Origin of the sequence: Antarcticirhabdus aurantiaca (assembly GCF_009765365.1) — a bacterium.
Classification (GTDB): domain Bacteria; phylum Pseudomonadota; class Alphaproteobacteria; order Rhizobiales; family Rhizobiaceae; genus Antarcticirhabdus; species Antarcticirhabdus aurantiaca.
The window spans coordinates 108,128-126,515 of the sequence record NZ_VTOM01000009.1 but is presented as its reverse complement, the minus strand read 5'-3'; the positions used below and the strand labels follow the sequence as shown (position 1 = coordinate 126,515).

At 67.0% G+C, this 18,388-nt stretch carries 19 protein-coding genes; 2 read left to right on the top strand and 17 right to left on the bottom strand.

What is annotated here, in order from left to right; genetic code table 11:
• Positions 1-60: 60 nt before the first annotated feature.
• From FZN60_RS12770 to FZN60_RS12695, 16 genes are all read right to left on the bottom strand, one after another.
• Positions 61-1,302 (bottom strand): ammonium transporter, encoded by a 1,242-nt coding sequence (locus FZN60_RS12770; protein ID WP_158873860.1) that lies wholly within the window; start codon positions 1,300-1,302, stop codon positions 61-63.
• Between the two features lie 125 nt (positions 1,303-1,427).
• On the bottom strand, positions 1,428-2,447 hold the full coding sequence (gene yut / locus FZN60_RS12765; protein ID WP_158873859.1) for an urea transporter: 1,020 nt from the start codon (positions 2,445-2,447) through the stop codon (positions 1,428-1,430).
• Positions 2,448-2,463: 16 nt separating this feature from the next.
• The gene (locus FZN60_RS12760) at positions 2,464-3,399 is read right to left on the bottom strand and encodes an urease accessory protein UreD (protein ID WP_158873858.1); all 936 of its coding nucleotides are present in this window, start codon (positions 3,397-3,399) and stop codon (positions 2,464-2,466) included.
• A 3-nt stretch (positions 3,400-3,402) separates the two neighbouring features.
• On the bottom strand, positions 3,403-4,050 hold the full coding sequence (ureG, locus tag FZN60_RS12755; RefSeq protein ID WP_158873857.1) for an urease accessory protein UreG: 648 nt from the start codon (positions 4,048-4,050) through the stop codon (positions 3,403-3,405).
• Between the two features lie 27 nt (positions 4,051-4,077).
• Positions 4,078-4,758: an urease accessory protein UreF gene (locus FZN60_RS12750; RefSeq protein WP_158873944.1), complete on the bottom strand. Its 681-nt coding sequence runs from the start codon at positions 4,756-4,758 to the stop codon at positions 4,078-4,080.
• Between the two features lie 41 nt (positions 4,759-4,799).
• Complete coding sequence (locus tag FZN60_RS12745; RefSeq protein WP_158873856.1) at positions 4,800-5,486, bottom strand: urease accessory protein UreE; 687 nt, start codon at positions 5,484-5,486, stop codon at positions 4,800-4,802.
• A gap of 24 nt (positions 5,487-5,510) precedes the next feature.
• Entirely contained in the window at positions 5,511-5,894 is a 384-nt protein-coding gene (locus FZN60_RS12740) for a CrcB family protein (protein WP_158873855.1), read from the bottom strand.
• Between the two features lie 9 nt (positions 5,895-5,903).
• Positions 5,904-6,287, bottom strand: a complete 384-nt coding sequence (locus FZN60_RS12735; protein WP_158873854.1) for a fluoride efflux transporter FluC — start codon at positions 6,285-6,287, stop codon at positions 5,904-5,906.
• A 61-nt stretch (positions 6,288-6,348) separates the two neighbouring features.
• A complete protein-coding gene (locus tag FZN60_RS12730) occupies positions 6,349-8,067 on the bottom strand; it encodes an urease subunit alpha (protein WP_158873853.1) in 1,719 nt (572 codons plus the stop codon).
• Positions 8,068-8,097: 30 nt separating this feature from the next.
• Positions 8,098-8,511, bottom strand: a complete 414-nt coding sequence (locus FZN60_RS12725) for an urease subunit beta (protein WP_158873852.1) — start codon at positions 8,509-8,511, stop codon at positions 8,098-8,100.
• 20 nt (positions 8,512-8,531) lie between these two features.
• Positions 8,532-8,834 (bottom strand): urease subunit gamma, encoded by a 303-nt coding sequence (locus FZN60_RS12720; RefSeq protein WP_158873851.1) that lies wholly within the window; start codon positions 8,832-8,834, stop codon positions 8,532-8,534.
• A gap of 222 nt (positions 8,835-9,056) precedes the next feature.
• On the bottom strand, positions 9,057-9,770 hold the full coding sequence (locus FZN60_RS12715; RefSeq protein WP_158873850.1) for an energy-coupling factor ABC transporter ATP-binding protein: 714 nt from the start codon (positions 9,768-9,770) through the stop codon (positions 9,057-9,059).
• Positions 9,767-10,471, bottom strand: coding sequence for a cobalt ECF transporter T component CbiQ (gene cbiQ, locus FZN60_RS12710; RefSeq protein WP_246726768.1), 705 nt, complete (start codon positions 10,469-10,471; stop codon positions 9,767-9,769). The genes FZN60_RS12715 and cbiQ overlap by 4 nt, the downstream gene beginning before the upstream one ends.
• 5 nt (positions 10,472-10,476) lie before the next feature.
• Positions 10,477-11,034 (bottom strand): NikL family nickel/cobalt ECF transporter subunit, encoded by a 558-nt coding sequence (locus tag FZN60_RS12705; protein WP_158873849.1) that lies wholly within the window; start codon positions 11,032-11,034, stop codon positions 10,477-10,479.
• The gene (gene cbiM, locus FZN60_RS12700) at positions 11,031-11,645 is read right to left on the bottom strand and encodes a cobalt transporter CbiM (RefSeq protein ID WP_158873848.1); all 615 of its coding nucleotides are present in this window, start codon (positions 11,643-11,645) and stop codon (positions 11,031-11,033) included. Before cbiM ends, FZN60_RS12705 begins: the two co-directional genes overlap by 4 nt.
• Before the next feature lie 10 nt (positions 11,646-11,655).
• Entirely contained in the window at positions 11,656-12,390 is a 735-nt protein-coding gene (locus FZN60_RS12695) for a DUF4198 domain-containing protein (RefSeq protein ID WP_158873942.1), read from the bottom strand.
• A gap of 189 nt (positions 12,391-12,579) precedes the next feature.
• Between FZN60_RS12695 and nikR the strand changes: the two genes are divergently transcribed.
• Positions 12,580-13,053 carry a nickel-responsive transcriptional regulator NikR gene (nikR, locus tag FZN60_RS12690; RefSeq protein WP_158873847.1) on the top strand — a complete coding sequence of 158 codons (474 nt, stop codon included), beginning with the start codon at positions 12,580-12,582 and terminating at the stop codon, positions 13,051-13,053.
• Between the two features lie 243 nt (positions 13,054-13,296).
• Positions 13,297-16,434 (top strand): PAS domain S-box protein, encoded by a 3,138-nt coding sequence (locus FZN60_RS12685; protein WP_158873846.1) that lies wholly within the window; start codon positions 13,297-13,299, stop codon positions 16,432-16,434.
• A gap of 76 nt (positions 16,435-16,510) precedes the next feature.
• On the opposite strand, the gene FZN60_RS12680 is transcribed toward FZN60_RS12685, so the two are convergent.
• Positions 16,511-18,211 carry an adenylate/guanylate cyclase domain-containing protein gene (locus tag FZN60_RS12680; protein ID WP_158873845.1) on the bottom strand — a complete coding sequence of 567 codons (1,701 nt, stop codon included), beginning with the start codon at positions 18,209-18,211 and terminating at the stop codon, positions 16,511-16,513.
• Positions 18,212-18,388: the final 177 nt, after the last annotated feature.

Below are 18,388 nucleotides of genomic sequence, written 5' to 3'. Positions count from 1 at the left end.
CGGGCGCCGTCGCGGCTCAGCGGCGAGGATGAACCAGCCGCGCCGACCTCGGTCCGGCGGTCACTTTGCATTCCCGCGATCCATGTTCCAGAAGCTGTAGGCACGCTCGCCGTAGAACGGCGTGTCGAGGCCTTCCTCCTGGATCTCGTCCGACACCCGGAGCACCCCCATGCCGTCCAGGATCTTCAGAAGGACGTAGGTGACGAGGCTGGCATAGGCGGCGACGACCACCACGGCGAGCAGCTGGACGCCGAGCTGACGGAAGCCCGCCGACACCTGGTCGATGTGCGGGCTGGCGAGGACGCCGATCAAGAGGGCGCCGGTGACGCCGCCGACGCCGTGCGCGCGCCAGACCTCGAGCGTGTCGTCGATCTTCAGCCAGCTCTGCACGTACTTGGCGTGGTAGCAGACCGTGGCCCCGACGGCGCCGATCAGCAGCGCGGAGATCGGCTCGACATAACCGGAGGCCGGGGTGATGGTGGCGAGGCCCGCCACCGCGCCGACCAGGACGCCGGAGAACGAGGGGCGACCCTTTTCCCGCCACTCCCAGAACATCCAGACGAGCATGGCGATGGAGCCTGCCAGCATGGTGCTGAGGAAGGCGTAGGCCGCGAGCGCGTCGGCGGCATAGGCGCCGCCCGCATTGAAGCCGAACCAGCCGAACCACAACAGGCCGGCGCCCAGCGCCACCAGCGGCAGGGCAGCCGGCTCGGACTCGCTCTCGCCCGGGGCCAGCTTGCGCTTGCCGAGGTAGGCCGCAGTCAGCAGCGCCGAGAAGCCCGCCGAGGTGTGGATGACGATGCCGCCGGCAAAATCCACCACGCCGAGCTTCGCGAGGAAGCCTCCACCCCAGACCCAGTGGGCCGCAGGCAGGTAGACCAGGATGGTCCAGAAGGTGATGAACAAGAGATAGGCGCCGAAGCGGAACCGGCCGACAAAGGCGCCGGTCATCAGCGCCGGCGTGATGATGGCGAACATCATCTGATAGGCGAACACCATGATGAAGGGGATGTTCGGCCCGTAACTCGGATTGGGCGTGATGCCGACATTGTACATGCCGAAATAGGGCACGATGCTGCCGATCACGCCGCCGATGTCGGGTCCGAAAACGAGGCTGAAGCCGCCGAAGACCCAGATCAGCCCGACCACGCCCATGCAGACGAAGTTCTGGATCATGATCGACAGCATGTCGCGCTGCTTGACGAGGCCGCCGTAGAACAGCGCCAGGGCCGGGGTCATCATGCACACCAGAGCGGTGCACAGGAGGATGAAGGCCGTGTCGCCCGCGTTGATTGCTTGCATACCATCACCCTTTTCGACAATGCGCGCCTGGATCGTGCGACCCGACCGCGCGCCGCTTCAGCTTGAAACGGCGGCTGGCGAGCCGCCGTGCCGGTTCCTGTGGTCGTTGCGAGTCCTCGTCGCTCTCACGACGCGGCCGTCGACGGGGACGAGGCGGGCTCGGCATGCGCGTTGCCGACCATGTGGTCCGCGACCGGCTTGTGCGGGTGCGGAGCCATCAGCTTCTTGGGCGCGATGAAGAGGTACATCGTCAGCACGTAGGGGGCCGTGAACGAGGGGATCCCGACGGGCGCTACCATCACGTCGAGCGCGGCCTGCACGAAGACCGTGGCGACGGTGGCGAGCGCCGCGTAGGCGATCACCTTCGGTGACGTCTTCAGGAAGATGACGCCGACGGCGAGCGCGGTCAGAACGGGACTGAAGCCGTAGAGCCCCTGGCTGACCGCGGTGGGATCCGCACCCATCCCAATTGCGACCACCATGGCGATCAGCGAGCCGGCAACGGTCGCCAGGCCGGCGCGGACCGACGCGATGAAGATGCCGAGAAGGATGATCGCGCCGGAGATCTCGCTGCCGAGCAGGAAGACCTGCCCGATGTTGCGGAAGAAGATCTGCACGAGTTCCGCGGGCCGCGGGATCGATGCGAGGCCCTGCAGGTAGTCCGTGGGAAGCTTCGGGGCGCTGCCGGTGACGTGCAGGCCGCCGAAGGAGTAGGCGCCGGCGACCATCAGCCAGCCGGTGAGTACGAAGGGTCCGGTCGAGCCGGGAATGCCCCATCGGCCGGTCAGCGTCGCGCTGAAGGCTGCGGTAATGACTGTGCTCACGGCGGCACCGATCACCACGTAGACCCAGAGCTGCGGCGAGTCGGCGATGAAGGTCGGCAGGGCGACGCCGACGAGAACGCCGTTGAAGCCGAAGAGGCCCGAGGCGGTCGACGCCTCGTCGCAATCCAGCAGACGCGCCGTGAGGGTCGCGACGACGACGCCGACGACGGCGCCGATCGTCGTCGCCCAGGCGTCGGACGCGTAGGATGCGTAGGCGATGGCGGCGAAGAACAGGATGCCGGTGACGGCGTTCTCCATGAAGAAAACCTGACTCGTTCCCTTCAGGACTTCGGTGACGAGGTTGCTTTTCTGCTCGGCCACGGCTGGGATCTTTCAGTCAGCGCCAGAGGAATTCCTGCGGAAGCGTCCGACCGCGCGCTTCCTCGCGGACGATGCGCCAGAACCGGCGCACCTCGCGGCGCACGTCGTAGGTTTCCATGCCGACCGCGCGCAGCATCAGGCCGGCAGCGTTGGGCAGGCGGCAGACGCCGGAGATCGCCCGCGGCCCTTCGCTCGGGAACTGAGTTTCGAAGCGCTCCTGGATGCGGGCGGCGACCGGCGGAGGCGTCAGGCACATGATGTTGGCGAAGGCGTCGAAGCCCCGCATCACGGCGGGATAATCGACGGACGGATCGCCCTTCTCGATCAGGATCTTCTCGGCGAAGAGCTTGCGCCCGCCGGGCCGGCGCACCGCCACCGCGTTCGAGAGGAGATCGAGCCCGAAGCGCTCCTCGGCACGATGATGCTTGCGGCCGACCAGCATCATCTCGCCGTAGAGCAGCGTGGCGTCCTCGCTGATCACGATGTCGGTGTGATTGATGAAGCGGGAGTCGCGGTAGGGAATGGTGAAATCCGGCAGGTATTCCAGGTAGGAGCCGCGCTCCAGCGTCACCGTCTGATGTTGGGAGGCGTAGTTCGCGTCCATGCGATGGACGCGATTGGCGCTCTGCGAGGTGACGTGCGCGCACGCATCCTCGCCCACGGAGATGTCGATCTTGTATCGATCCCCCTGCAGGATGCCGCCGCCGATCGAGATGATCGAGCAGATCGGCAGTTCCGGCATCGCCTCGTCCCAGTAGAGCGCTTGCTGAACAAGCAGCGGCGCCACGCGGTAAAGGTCGTGCAGGATCGAGCGGCCGCCGCACAGCGAGAAGCCGAGGCGCAGCTCGCCGACCTTTCCCGGCCCTGCCGCCCGCATCTGAGCGGGCTCGGCCTTGAAGTCGCGCAGCTCGCGCGCGTCGTCCAGGCGACCGAGTTGCTCGTGGAGCGCCATGCCTCAGGCGTCCATTCTCGCGGGCTCGGCGACCTTCACGTCGAAGAGCGCCATGTCGAGGATGAGGCGGATCAGATCGTCGATCCCCTCTTCGGTCTTGCAGTTGGTGAAGATGAACGGCTTCTTGCCGCGCATCAGCTTGGAGTCGCGCTCCATCACCTCCAGGCTCGCGCCGACGTAGGGGGCGAGGTCCTTCTTGTTGATCACGAGGATGTCGGACTGGCAGACGCCGGCGCCATTCTTGCGCGGGATCTTGTCGCCGGCGGCGACGTCGATGACGTAGATGTAGAAGTCCGCGAGCGCCGGGCTGAAGGTCAAAGTGAGGTTGTCGCCGCCGGACTCGATCAGGATCACGTCGCTGTTGGGATAGTCTTCTTCCAGCTTCTCGACGGCCGCGATGTTCATTGACGGGTCTTCGCGCACCGCGGTGTGCGGGCAGGCGCCGGTCTCGACGCCGACGATCTTCTCCTCGACGAGGATGCCGTTCAGCGTGCGGCGCACCTGCTTGGCGTCCTCGGTCGTCACCACGTCGTTGGTGATGATCAGCGGCTTGATGCCGAGGTCGATGAGGCGAGGGGTGATGGTCTCGATGACGGCGGTCTTGCCCGAGCCGACCGGTCCGCCGATGCCGATGCGCGTGATCTTCTTCATGAACCGATTTCCTTGCCGATCCCGCGTTCAGTTCATGAACAGGCGGAGATGGGTGGTCGTGTGATGGGCGACGAGGACGTCGAAGACGGGGGCGAAGGAGGCCATCTCGTCGAGCGAGAAGTCGCGAACGGCCAGATAGTCGCCTTCGACGCGTCCCTGGGCCGTGAACAGGATGCGCTGCGTGTCGAGGTGGTCGATGCGCATGAGCCTCAGGGCGGCGCTGAGGATCATCGAGCCGATGGCGTATTGATGCATGGCGAAGGCTTCGACCTCGTCGGCACCCATGTGAGCGAGCGCGATCGCCTGGCCGACGGGCAGGCAACCCGGGGTCGCGTTCGCCTTGATGTCGCCCAGCCAGCGCTCGAGCGTCGGCGCCGTCATGATCGTCAGCACCAGCTCGGCGAACTTCTTGCCGACGCGCGTCAGCATCAGCTGCTGCTCCTCGCCGACGCGCCGGCAGAACAGTTCGCTGTCCGCCAGACGGATCGCCTCGTCGTCGCCCGCCAGCGCCGCGCGGTGGGCGTGGAGCAGGGCGATCCCGTCCATGCGCGCGCTCTGCCGCAGGATGAGGTCGACATAGCTCAGAAGGCTTGCCGGATCGGAGACGATGCCGGTCTGCAGAGCCGATTCCAGCCCGTTCGAGAAGGCGAAGGAGCCGATCGGCAGCGTGGAATCCGAGAACTGCAGCAGGCGCGCCAGATGCACCATGCCGACGGCACTGCCACGCTTGCCCATGCCGCCGTCCATCATCAGGTCACCTGCGAGTGCGCGCGGCCGTGACGGTGCGAATGGTCATGGTCATGCTGATGATCGTGATCATGATGATGCCCATTCCCTAGGTGGTGGCCGTGATCATGGTCGTGTGAGTGGGCTCGGTCGTGCTCTGCGTGATGATGATGCGGCGTCGCGTCGGCACCGGCGAAGAGCAGGCGCACCTCGCGGGCATCCAGCTTGGCCGCGATCTCCGCGCCGGGGGCGAAATGCGTCTTCACGTGCTCGAAGGCATGGGTGCGCATGACCGATGCCATGACCTTCTGGTCGACCGACAAGGGCACGTAGACGGTGGTACCCTTGATCACCGCCGGCCAGTGCTGATTGCCCAGACCATGACCCAGCTCGAAGCAGGTGCGCAGGATCTCGGACGGCGACAGCGTCTCGATGCCCTCGAGCTCGATGACGAGAACGTCCTTGAGCGCGATCCGGGCGACGACGATGACGTCGGCGGCCTCGTCGTAGTGCAGCACGTCGCCGTCATGCAGGTGCTCGGAGCGCGGAAGCGAGATCGCGAGCTCGATCCCGCCGCCCGTCGCCTTCCGCAGCCGGCTCTTCGGCGCTTCCCATTGTTCCAGCACCAGAAGATCGACCGTGCCGGTGGCGGCGCGCTCCTGCCAGATCGGATGGCTGATGTTGCCGAGCGTGCTCTCGACGAGAATCATGGACGCCTCCCAACAGACCCGGCTTCAGGCGCGACGCAGCTGCATCGTCGTTCGAAGACCGAGCCAAGTAACGCTGTAGCCGATGACAAGGCTGGAGAAGATGTAGACGAGCGAAAGCTTCAGCTGACCGCGCGTCGTCATCTCCGAATAGGCGCCGTAGATGAAGCTCGAGAAGGTCGACAGGCCGCCGCAAAAGCCGGTCGAGACCAGAAGCTTGGCGTTGTCCGAGGCGCGGTGTGCCTGATGAAGGCCGACGACGAGCCCCAGCAGGAACGAGGCGACGATGTTGGCCGCGAAGATGTCGAGGGGGAATGCCGCGCTGTGGCGGCCAAGCGCGAGCATGAACAGCTCGCGAACGATCGCCCCGAGACCTCCGCCGACGAAGACGATGACTGCCGGCCCGCCCATCGCCATCCCCTAGACCCGTGCCAGCGCGACACCGGCCGCGGCGGCGAGAAGGCCGGTGCCCACCGACGCGACGAGATAAACGAGCGCCAGCGCGTGGTGCCGGGCCGCGGTCATCTGGACCGCATCGAGCTGCATGGTGCTGAAGGTGGTGTAGCCGCCGAGCAGTCCGGTCAGCACCAGCGACGAGATGACGTCGCCGTAGCGATGCTCCCAGCCCAGCGCCAGCGAAGCCGAGATATAGGCGATGACGAAGGCGCCGGAGACGTTGACGAACAGCGTGCCGAACTTGAACGGCGTGCCGTTGCGCTGCTCGACGAGCCGACCGACCTGCCAGCGCAGCAGGGAGCCGACACCGCCTCCCAACCCCACCCACAGTACATCGATTGCGACCATCGGTTGCGTCCCATCGGGGTGTTGTGAAGGGGCCGTGCCCCTCCACGATGCGAGGTGAGGCTCAGCTGAAGAAGTGGAGCTGGGTGAGCGGGAGACGCGTCGCCGGCTCGATCGTGGCATGGGTGCCGTCGACCGTGACGGCGAAGGTCTCCGGATTGACCTCGATCACCGGCAGGGTGCTGTTGCGCACCATCGAGTTCTTGGTGATGGTCCGCGTCCCGTAGACGGGCAGGACCTGGGACTTCAGCTCGTAGCGGTCGACGATCCCGTCCTCGACGGCGGCGTGCGAGGTGAACGTCACGCGGGTGCGGGGCAGGGCCGATCCCATCGCGCCGAACATCGGCCGGTAGATCACCGGCTGGGGCGTCGGCAGCGAGGCGTTGGGATCGCCCATCAGCGCCCAGGAGATCATGCCGCCCTTGATGACCATCTTCGGCTTGGCGCCGAAGAAGGCCGGCTCCCAGAGCACGAGGTCGGCCATCTTGCCGACCTCGATCGAGCCGACGACGCGGGCGACACCCTGCGCGATGGCGGGGTTGATCGTGACCTTCGCGACGAAGCGCAGCACGCGTTCGTTGTCGTTGCCCGAGGTGTCGCCGGTGTAGGCGCCGCGCCGCAGCTTCATCAGATCGGCGGTCTGGATGGTGCGCGTCCAGTTCTCGCCGATGCGGCCCATCGCCTGACTGTCGCTGGACAGGATCGAGATCGCCCCGAGATCGTGCAGCACGTTCTCGGCCGCGATGGTCTCGGCGCGAACCCGGCTCTCGGCGAAGGCCACGTCGGTGGGGATCTTCGGGCTGAGATTGTGACAGATCATCGTCATGTCGAACAGCTCGGCCTGGGAGTTGATCCCGTAGGGCAGCGTCGGATTGGTCGAGCTGGGAATGACGTTCGGGAGGCCCGCCACGCGGATGATGTCCGGCGCATGGCCGCCGCCGGCACCTTCCGTGTGGTAGGTATGGATGGTGCGGCCCTCGAAGGCGGCGATCGTGTTCTCGACGAAGCCGGCCTCGTTCAGCGTATCGGTGTGGATGCAGACCTGGACGTCGTGACTGTCGGCGACGGTCAGGGCGTTGCGGATCGCGGCCGGCGTCGATCCCCAGTCCTCGTGGATCTTGAGGCCCGCCGCGCCGGCGCGGATCTGCTCCTCGATCGGGATCGGTGCCGAGCCGTTGCCCTTGCCGAGCACGCCGGCATTCACCGGCCAGCCGTCGAACGACCGGAGCATCATCTCGATGTTCCAGGTGCCGGGGGTGATCGTGGTGCCGTTGGTGCCGTCGCTCGGTCCGATGCCGCCCCCGAACAGGGTGGTGACGCCGTTGGACAGGGCAGCCTGGGCCTGCTGGGGCGAGATGTAATGGACGTGCGCGTCGATGCCGCCCGCCGTCAGGATGAGATGCTCGCCCGAGATCGCGTCCGTGCCCGGCCCGAGCGCGAGGCCGGGGGTGACGCCCGACATGGTGGACGGGTTGCCGGCCTTGCCGATGCCGCAGATCAACCCGTTCTTGATGCCGACATCCGCCTTGATGACGCCCTGCACGGCGTCGAGGATGGTGACGTTGGTGATGACGAGATCGGGAGCGCCCGCCGCGCTGGTGAGCTCGTTGTCGTAGCCCATGCCGTCGCGCAGCGTCTTGCCGCCGCCGTAGACGGCCTCCTCGCCGTAGACGCGCAGATCCTTCTCGATCTCGATGTAGAGATCCGTGTCGCTCAGCCGGATCTTGTCGCCGGTCGTGGGACCGTAGAGGTCCGAATATTGCCGCCTCGAGATCTTCGCCATCTCAGAGCTCCATTGCCTGATTGTTGCGGCTCATGACGACTTGCTCTTGAAGCCGTAGCGCTGCGCGCGCTCCAGAGCGTCGGCAAGACGCGGGCGGTAGTCGTTGTAGTTCTCGTCGCCGACCCAGCCGTTGACGAGGCCGTTGAAGCCCAGCACGCGCTGCTTGCCCTGAAAGGGAACCAGAACGACGTCCTTTTCGTCGCCCGGCTCGAAGCGCAGCGCGGTCGTGGCCGGAATGTTGAGCCGCTTGCCGAAAGCCTGCTCGCGATCGAACTCCAGCGAAGCATTCACCTCGAAGAAATGGAAATGCGACCCGACCTGAATGGGACGATCGCCGGTATTGCGCACCTTCAGCGCCGTGGTCGGGTAGCCGGCATTGATCTCGATGTCGCCCTTGCCGAGGACGAGGCCGCCAACCGGGGCCTTCTTCTGGTCGTTGCTCATGATGAGGCCCCTCGAGCGCGCTACTTGATGGGATTGTGCACGGTGACGAGGCGGCTGCCGTCGGCGAACACGGCCTCGACTTGCACGTAGGGGATCATGTCCACGACGCCTTCCATGACGTCGTCGCGGGTGATCGCCCGGCCGGCCAGCTCCATGACCTCTTCGACGGTCTTGCCGGCGCGCGCCCCGTCCAGCGCGGCGACGGAGATCAGCGAGACCGCCTCGGGATGGTTGAGCTTCAGTCCCTGATCCTGACGCTTCTGCGCGACCTGAGCGAGCGAGTAGATCAGGAGCTTATCGATTTCTCTCGGCGTGAAGTGCATGAGCCAATTCCTCGACGAGCGCGGCACCCCGGCCATGCCAAAGCGGCATGTTGGTTCAGTCTGCGGGGTCGTTATGCTTTGATAACAGCAGAGCCTGCGAAGGTACCAGCGATAAATAGTTTCATCGTGAAGTTGTTTTGGGTGGCTCTAATTAGCCACCTCAGGGACAATTCATGAAAGTATCGCGCTTCGCGCCGTTTCGTCTTGGGGCAATCGGTCCGGTTATGTCCGGTCGTGGTCTGGATGGATGTGGGGATGCCGGTGAACATGGGCGTGGTCATGGATGTCCGCCGGCACGAGTCGACCCTGCCGGATCACCATCTCCCGTGTCGCCAGCTCGGCGACGAAATGTGAGTCGTGCGAGACGAGGAGCAGGGCGCCGGGATAGGCGAGCAGCGCCTGACGTAATCGGCGGCCATGCGCCTCGTCGACGCCGTTGGTGGGCTCGTCGAGCATCATGACGTCCGGCTTCATCGCGAGCAGCCCTGCAAGGCATACGAGCCGTTTCTCGCCGCCGGACAGCCGGTGGTTGATGCGATCGGCGAGATGGCCGATGCCGAGGCCCTCCAGCGCGGCCATCGCTCGGGCCCGCGCGTCCGCCGCGCCGAGCCCGAGATTGAGCGGGCCGAAGGCGACGTCTTCGAGGACTGTGGGGCAGAAGAGCTGGTCGTCGCTGTCCTGAAACAGGAAGCCGATGCGCGGGCGGACGGTGCGGAACTGCCGCTCCGTCGTGCAGTCCTCGCCGAACAGGCGGATCCTGCCGCCTCCGGTGGGTTCCAGCCCGACGATGCTGCGCAGAAGGCTTGTCTTGCCGGCGCCGTTGGCACCGACCAGCGCGACGCGCTCGCCGCGCGACAGCGTGAGATCGACGCCGGTCAGAACGGTCGTGCCGCCGCGCATGACGGTGAGACCGGAGAGTTCGAGAAGCGCGCTCATAGGCGATCGGTCGTCACGGCGAGAACGGCGGCGCCGAGGAGCAGCGCGAAGAGCGCCCAATCGCGGGAGCGCGGCAGGGGCAGCGGCACATCGGGGTAGTGTCCGGCGAAGCCGCGGCAGAGCATGGCTTCCTGCACGCGCTCGGCCCGGTCCAGCGCGCGCACCAGGATCATGCCGAGAAGATTGCCGTAGCTGCGCCAGGTATGGCGGTTCGAGCGGGGTGTGAAACCGCGCGCGCGCATGGCCTCGCTCAGCCGCCGCGCTTCCTCGCGGATCAGCGCGACATAGCGGGCCGTCATCACGAAGAGGCGGGTGAGCTTCTCCGGCACGTGCAGCGCCCGCAGCGTCGCGCCGAGCCGTTCCGGCTCTAGGCCGTTCAGGAGGACGAGGAGAACCAGAACGCAGGCCGAAACCTTGAGCGCGACGAGCGACGCGCGCCAAAGGCCGGTGCTGCTGACGTGGAGAGGCCCGAGCGTGGCGAGGGTCGGACCGGGCATGGTGAAGGGGAGCGTCACGAAGAGCAGGAGAGCGAACATCTCGACGTGCAGCAATCGAGACCAGAGCCGACGCTCCGTGCGATGCAGCGCCGCGACGAGAACGGCGACCGAGAACACGACCGCGGCGACCGGCAGCGTCTGGAGGAGCGAGATCGCGCAAACCGCGACAAGCGCGGCGACGAGGCGCAGACGCGGGTCGCTCAGGGCGATCAGCGTCGTAGCCCCCGCGCCCAGAGCCCGATGCCGGCAAGGCCGATGATCAGGAACACGCCGGAGAGCATGTCGGTGAAACGCAGCCGCGCATCCATCGCTTCCAGCCGCTCCATCAGCGGCTCGATCTCCTTCTGCACAGCGGCGCCGATCAGCGCGGCGAGCCTCGCCTCGTCGCCCCCCGCATCCGCTGCGCCGTCGGCGGGTGCGGGGGCGGGCGGCGCGGTCGAGGATGCTCCGGCCAGCCGGCTTGCCGCCAAGGTCGCCGAGGCGACATGGGCCTCCTGCGTGTCGACCGTCACGGTCAGATCCGTGGTCGCCGCGGCAGGAAGCGCGAAGGCGAAGCGGCCCTCGGCGTCCGTGGTGCCGGAAGCGACGACCTTGCCGGCGGCGTCCTTCGCGATCCAGGGGCTGCCGTTCGGTCGGCCTCCTCCGATGAAGAAGGCGTAGCCCCGGACGGCCTGTCCCTCGACGGTAGCAAACACCTTGAGCTTGTGAGCCGCGGCCGGGGAGGCGAGGGCGAGCGCGATCAGCAGCGCGGCGGCGACGCGCTTCATGAGGTGACCGGCCGCAGCGCGTCCGGATGCACGCGGGCGAGGAAGGACACGATCGTCGCGGTCACGAACGCCTCGCCGATCATCAGCGGCACGTAGGTGGCGATGATCACGCTGGCGACCGGCGCGTAGTCCGAGGACGAGAGAGCGAGCGACAGGGCGACGAGACCCCCGGTGCCCGCGACCGAGAGGGCGCCGACGAGGCCGGCGAGCGCCGCGCGCGTCGTCGCGTGGCCGGCGCGCCGTATCGCGGGGCCGAGGAGCATGGCGAAGACGACGCCCGGCAGCGCGATGTTGACCGTGTTGACGCCCAGCGTCGTCAGTCCGCCGAAGCCGAACAGCAGCGCCTGCAGCGACAGGATGACCAGCACTGCCGGAAAGGTGGCGATGCCGAGCATGAGACCCATCGCCCCGCTCATCAGGACGTGCACGCTGGACGGGCCGACGGGGATCGACACCAGCGAGCCGACGAACACCGCTGCGGCGAGAATACCGGCCCGCGGGATCAGGCGGTCGTCGAGCCGCCGCAGCCCGAGCCCGACGCCGGCGGCCGCCATGCCGGCACCGCAGAGCAGCACCGGCACGGAAAGGAGACCGTCGGCGATGTGGGCCATCGGGGCGTGCCTAATTCGAGCCGGACATATCGGTCGTCCTCACCCAGATGAGGCCGCCCTCCTCGATGGCGACGTCCTGACCGTCCGGAGACTTGCCGGGCTGGTCGCCTTCCACCAGCGCCGCGAAGCCCCACCAGCCGCCGCGCGGCATGGTGTAGGAGAAGGTGCCGTTGGCGTCGGCCTTGATCACCTGGGTGACGAAAGCGTCGTTCGGAGCCTTCACCGTGCCGTCGTTGATGAACTCGACCTCGATCTCGGCGAAGGGCACGGGCGCGCCGTTCTTCAGTACGACGCCGGAGAACTGGTTGCCGGTCCAAAGTCCGGTCGGCCGGGTCAGCGGACGGATCTCGACCGGGAGGCCCACGAGCGCGTCCCAGCCCTCGCCGGACGCGAAGCCGTCCACCACCACCTTGGCATAATGGATGATCTGCTTGTTCTCGGCCGGCTCGAAATAGGGCTGGGGCTCGACATAGAAGATCGCGGCGCCCGGCTCGCTCACCTCGTGCGCCAGCGTCCAGCCGGTGGCGTCGCCCGCCGGCTTTTCCGCGATCGAGCCGGACAGGTCGCTCTTCGTCCCGTTCTTGAGGACGCCCACCTGCACGGGGCGCTTCATGTCCATCGCGGGACCGCCGTCGAAGGGATGAGTGAAGATCATGTCGACGGTCACGCTGCCCCCCTCCGGCACGACGTCGGCCGACGGGATGATCTCCTGGAAATGGGCGAGCGCCGGCGTCGAGGCGAGCATCAGGCATAGGGCGGCGGACCGCCCGAGAGTGCCAGGAAGACAGGTCACGGCGCACTCCGAGTATGAAATTCTTATCGACGGATCATACGTCCGGAGCGCGACCACCGGCAAGGGTTCCTGACGCGGAGGTTCGTTGTGCGGCCTTCTACATCGGCTTATTCTGCGAGGATCATCGGAGAGCCATTGGCCATGCGTCGGACAACCATCGCGATCGACGACGATCTCGCAGTCGCGCTCGACGCCTATATGGAGAGCGTCGGCGCGGCCAACCGGTCCGAGGCGATCCGCGATCTCGTGCGACGCGGACTGTCGGCGCGCCCCGAGGCGCCGGCCGGGGCGCACTGCTTCGGCGTCGTCAGCTGCGCGATCGACCAGTCGGTCCGCAGCCTCGCGACGCGGGTGCCCCAAGGCCGCCTGGACCGGCACGATGAGACGGTCGCTGTTCTGTCGGCCCCGCTCGACCACACCACGTCGATCGACGTGATGCTGATGCGGGGACGGGTGGGCGACGTATCGGCCTATGCCGAGGCGCTGTTCGCCGAGCGCGGCGTCCTCCATGGGTCTCTCTGCCTGATCCCGGTCGCCGAAGAGCGGCATTCGCATGCCCATCCGACCGGCACGAACCACGAGCACCGGCATCTACGCGTGTTGAGCGGGTTCTGACAGGCGGTCGGCGGGCTCGACCCTTGAGGCTTCTCACTTCGTCGAGATCCGTTTCACGGGGCAGGGTCGGAACCGTGGACCCTCATGCAAAGCGCCGGCGAATTCGGCGGCATACGTTCGGTTGAACAAGGAGCGTAAAACTCAACCGTCTGTAGCCGGCTAGTTAACGCAGAGCAAAGCATCCTCCTGTTGCGCGTTGTCCTTGAGCTTGCGGTAGCTTCAACCCAGCGCAGGGGATCGAGTATGGACAACCGTGGGCATCGAGGCGAGCGACAGCAGGGACTCGCCGACTTCGGTGAGTTCGCCCTCGCCTCGGACGATCTCGACGAGGTGCTGACACAAGCCTGCCGCCTCGTGAGGAATGCGCTGGGCACCCACCGCGCTGTGGTCCTGGAGATCCAGGACGGTGAGACGGAGCTGCTTGTTCGAGCCGGTCTTGGCTGGAAGCCCGAGACCATCGGCCGCCTGAGGTTTGCGGTGGACGCGACCTCTTCGGAACGCGTCGCCATTCAGACGGGCCGACCCGTGATCACGCGCGACATCCGGGACGAGAACCGCTTCACCTTCGCCGGCTTTCTGACGGACGAAGGCGTTCGCGCGGTCGCCAATGTGCCGATCTTCATGTCCGGCCGGCGCGCCTACGGAATCCTTCAGGTGGACGCGAACGAGCCTCGCGACTTCTCCGACGCGGACATCGACGTCCTGCGGACCTACGCCACCATCATCGGCCCGGTCGTCGACCGCCTCCACAAGATTCAGCGCCTGCGCGACGTCGAGGAGCGCGAACGTCGGCGGGACGTCCGCTTCCGCGCCGTCTTCGACACGGCGCCGGTGGGCTTGTCCGTCATCAGTGCGGAGGGCCACTTCCTGCGCGTCAACAGGGAGCTCTGCCATATCCTCGGCCGCACGCCGGACGAGCTCGTCGGCATGTCGGTTGGCGACGTGACGCACGAGCTGGATGTGCTCCCATCCGTGTCGGCCCTGCGCCAGAGCCTCGCGACCGGCGAAGCCACGTCGCTGGACAAGCATTACCGGCGCCCGAATGGCGAGCTTATCCCGGCCAACAGCATTCTGACGCCGCTTCTGGCTTCGGACGGACCGTCGACCATCATCGCCGTCACCGTCGACCTCAGCGCTCGTCGCCGTGCCGAAAGCGCGCTCAGGAAGAGCGAGGAGCGCTTCCGAGCGCTGGTGACCGCGGGCACCTATTCGATCTACCGCATGAGCCCCGACTGGCAGATGATGTACCAGCTCGACAACGACACCCTTTCCGGCGACGCCGGGCCCGTCGAGAGCTGGATCGACCGGTACATCTTGGACGAGGATCGCCCGCGGGTGGTCGCCGGGATCGAGGAGGCCATCCAGACCAAGTCGCTCTTCGACCTGGAGCACCGCGTCCGGTTTGCCGACGGCCGCATCGGCTGGGTTCTTTCGCGTGCCGTTCCGCTGATCGGGCCGGATGGCGAGATCGCCGAATGGTTCGGCGCCGCCAGCGACATCACCGAGCGACGCGTGGCCGCCGAGACGCTGAGAGCGGCCGAAGAAAAGCACCGCATCGAACTGGAACGGCGCGTCGAGGACGCAACGGCCGAGCTGAAGGCGGGGCGGGACCTCCTGCGCGCGACGATGGACTCCTCCACCGACATGATCCAGGTCTTCGAGGCGGTCTGGAACAACGCAGGCGAAATCGTCGACTTCAACTGGATCCTCAACAACCACGCCTCCGAATGCCAGCTCGGCGAGATGCGCGGAAAAAGCTTGCTGGAGCACAATCCGGGGGTCGTCGCCGAGGGCATCTTCGACGCCTTCAAGCGTGTGACGCAGACCGGGGTGCCCGAACAGGCCGAGCATCATTACGTGCACGAGCAGTTCGACGGCTGGTACTACCAGTCGGTCGTCAAGCTCAACGACGGCGTCGCCACCACCACCAAGGAGATCAGCGACTGGAAGCGCGATCAGGCCGAGGTGCTGCGTCTGAGAGAGGCGGCGGCTGCGGCCAGGCTGAGGGAAAGCGAGGAGCGATTCCGCTCCTTTGCCGAGAACTCGACGGACGTCCTGTGGATCGTGGACGCGCGCACGCGCCAGCTCACCTATCTCAGTCCGGCCTTCGAGAGGATCTGGGGCGAGGGTCGCGACGCGGTCCTCCGCGATCTGGCGCGCTGGCGCGAGCTGATGCATCCCGACGATCGGGAGCAGGCCCTCACGGATCTTTGGCGTGTCCTGGAGGGTGAGAACATCCAGATCGCCTACCGCATCCGGCGTGCGGATGACGGACGGGTGCGCTGGATCCAGGACTCCGGCTTCCCGATCCGCGATGCCGGTGGTCAGATCACCCATGTCGGCGGCATCACCCAGGACGTCACCGAGCAGAAGGAAATGGGCGAGCGGCTGCGCGAGAACCAGCGTCGGCTCTGGACGGTGATCCAAGGCATCCCGCAGCTCGTCTGGCGCGCCGTCGACGGAGGCGAGTGGACCTGGGCAAGCCCGCAATGGAGCAGCTTCACCGGCCAGACGCTCGAGGAAAGCCGCGGCCACGGGTGGCTGAAGGCGCTGCATCCCGATGACCGGGACAGGGCGCTGGCAGGCTGGCGGGAGGCGAACGGCTCGTCCGCCCTCGCGATGGAAACGCGGCTCTTCCACGCCGGCGAAGGGCGGCATCGTTGGTTCCAGAACCGCGCCCTGCCTGTGCGCGACGAGGACGGCCGGATTACGGAATGGCTCGGCACATCGACGGACATCGACGACCTGCGCCAGCTTCAGGAGCGCCAGAACGTCCTCGTCGCCGAGCTCCAGCACAGGACGCGCAACCTCCTCGGCGTCATTCGATCCATGGCCGACCGAACGGCCGACGGTGCGGGCAGCCTCGAGATGTTCCTGCCGACATTTCGCGAGCGCTTGGGCGCTCTGTCGCGGATCAACGGTCTCCTGTCGAAGCTGGAAAGCGGCGACCGCGTCACCTTCGATCAGCTGATCCGAACCGAACTCGGCGCCCGCGGTTTCCCCGACGACGGCAGGAGCGAGCGCGTGATGCTCGACGGACCGGCGGGCGTGCGCCTGCGATCGGCGACGATCCAGACCTTCGCGCTGGCGATCCACGAACTCGCGACCAACGCGGTGAAGTACGGTGCTTTGTCGACGGACGAAGGGCAGCTTCGCGTCGTGTGGCGCCTGCACAAGGACGAGGCGCTCCTCGACCGTCTGCAGGTCGAATGGATCGAGAGCGGTGTGTCCGACATGCCCGACGAGGGAGCCGCGCCGCGGGGAGGCGGCTACGGGCGCATGCTGATCGAGAAAGCCTTGCCCTATCAGCTTCAGGCCGAGACCTCCTACGAGCTGGGACGAAACGGCGTGCGTTGCACGATCGATCTTCCGCTGCGGTGAGGTGATCCGCTCGCCTGGGAAAAGCGTTCGACGCGAGGATCGAGGTGGGTCGCAGGTCGACAAGCGCTTCGCCCGGTCAGTTTGGACGGGTGGCACTCCGCACCCAGACCTCGAGCGGACGGGACCGGCCGCGCACGTCGAGAATCTTCAGTTCGAAGCCGTCGATGGAGATGTCCGAGCGGCGCATGACCTCGTCGGACACCAGCAGCTCCGCGTCGGCCGCCTTGGCCGCCGCTTCCAGCCGGCTGGCGACATTGATCGTATCGCCCACCGCCGTCAGGCTGGCCGTCGCGCCGTAACCGATCTCGCCGATGATGGCGGGACCCTGGTGAAGCGCGACGGCGACCCGCAGCGGCTCGATCAACTCGCGCTTCAGGGTCTCGTTCAGATCGCGCAGGTCGGCGATGATCCGCTCGGCGGCGGCGAGCGCCTGGGCGGCGGCTGTCGCCGGAGGCACCGAAAGGCCGAACAGCGCCATCGCGCCGTCGCCGACGAACTTGTCCACCACCCCGCCATTGTCGGTCACGGCTCGGCCGACCAGTTCGAAGTAGCGGTTCAGGATGAACACGACGTCGAACGGCAGGCGGTGCTCGGAAAGGCGCGTGAAGCCGCGGATGTCGCAGAACATCACCACGATCTCCCGCTCCTCGCCGAAGGCGGCGGGGTGGACGTCGAGCATGGTCGCCCCCAGCCGAATGCCCGGCGGGGTGCTCGCGTCGACGAGCGGGATGACCTCCACGTCGCGTGTGGGCCGGAACTGGCAGGCCAAGCGGACCCGCGGCCCGGCGCCGATGCGCTGGAGCGTCGCCCGCTCCGCGGCGTCCGGGGCGGGCTGACCGTTCGCGCCGTGCAGGATCTCGACGCGGCAGGTGGAGCAGCGTGCCCGCCCGCCGCAGACCGATTGATGCGGGATCCTGGCGCTGCGGCTGGCTTCCAGAATGCTGTAGCCTCGCGGCACGTCCACCGAGCGTCCATCGGGGTAGCCGATGCGGATGCGATCGCGCCGGCGGCGGGCGGCACGCACGCTTCGCGCGACGAGGACGAGCATGATCGGAACGGCGAGGGCCGTGCCGATGGCCGGAGCGATCCAGTCGGGCGTCTCGCCGACGCGCTGGATGACGGCAGCTCCGCCCGCCGCGATCTCCTTGCCGGCCGATACGAAGCCGAGCGCGGACAGCACGGGAACGAGGATGCCAGCGGCGAGGAGGTAGGGCTGCCACAGGGCAAAGACGGGCTTGACCCTCAGCCAGAAGAACAGGCCGAGGCAAAAGTGGAGCCACGCTACGACGAGAGCCACAACCTGCCGCACCCCGTTCAGCGGATTCCGAACCCAGAGGCTCTCGACGATGGCGGGGTAGGTCGCCTCTGTGCCGGTCAGGGCGAAGTCGATGCGCGTACCGACGACGTGGCCGATGAGAAGAAAGGGCAGGGCCAACCCGAGCGCGGTCTGACCCGCTTCCTTGACGGACATGCGGAGCGTGCGCCGCTCGTAGAGGCTGGCGAGGGTCAGCGCGAAGTGGACGGCAAGCGATCCGTAAAGAAGCACTGTGCCGGGAAGCGTCCGCCAGGGCGCGGACAGAAAGGGTCGGGCCGCCTCCATGGCCCGCACCGAGACGAGACCGAGGGCGTGGTTGAGGAAGTGGCAGAGGATGAAGGCCCCGAGCGCGAGGCCGGAAGCCAGGCGCAGCTCTCGCGCGGTGACGCGACGGCGGGCGACAATCCTCACGAAGAGAACGACCTTGCCGCTGAACGGCCGCCGCGGCGGGACGCGTTCCATGTCCGCCGCCGACCCGGAAATTGACGAGCGATCATCGAGCCCGCGCGCGCAGTCTGGTCGGTTCGGGATGACGGATGCCCGAGGATCCTGGTCGACGTGATCATTCCAGCGAGGATCCGTGGGGTGCGAGGCCGGCGACGGATGGTCAAGCCCGGGAACGCGTCCCTGTCAACGACA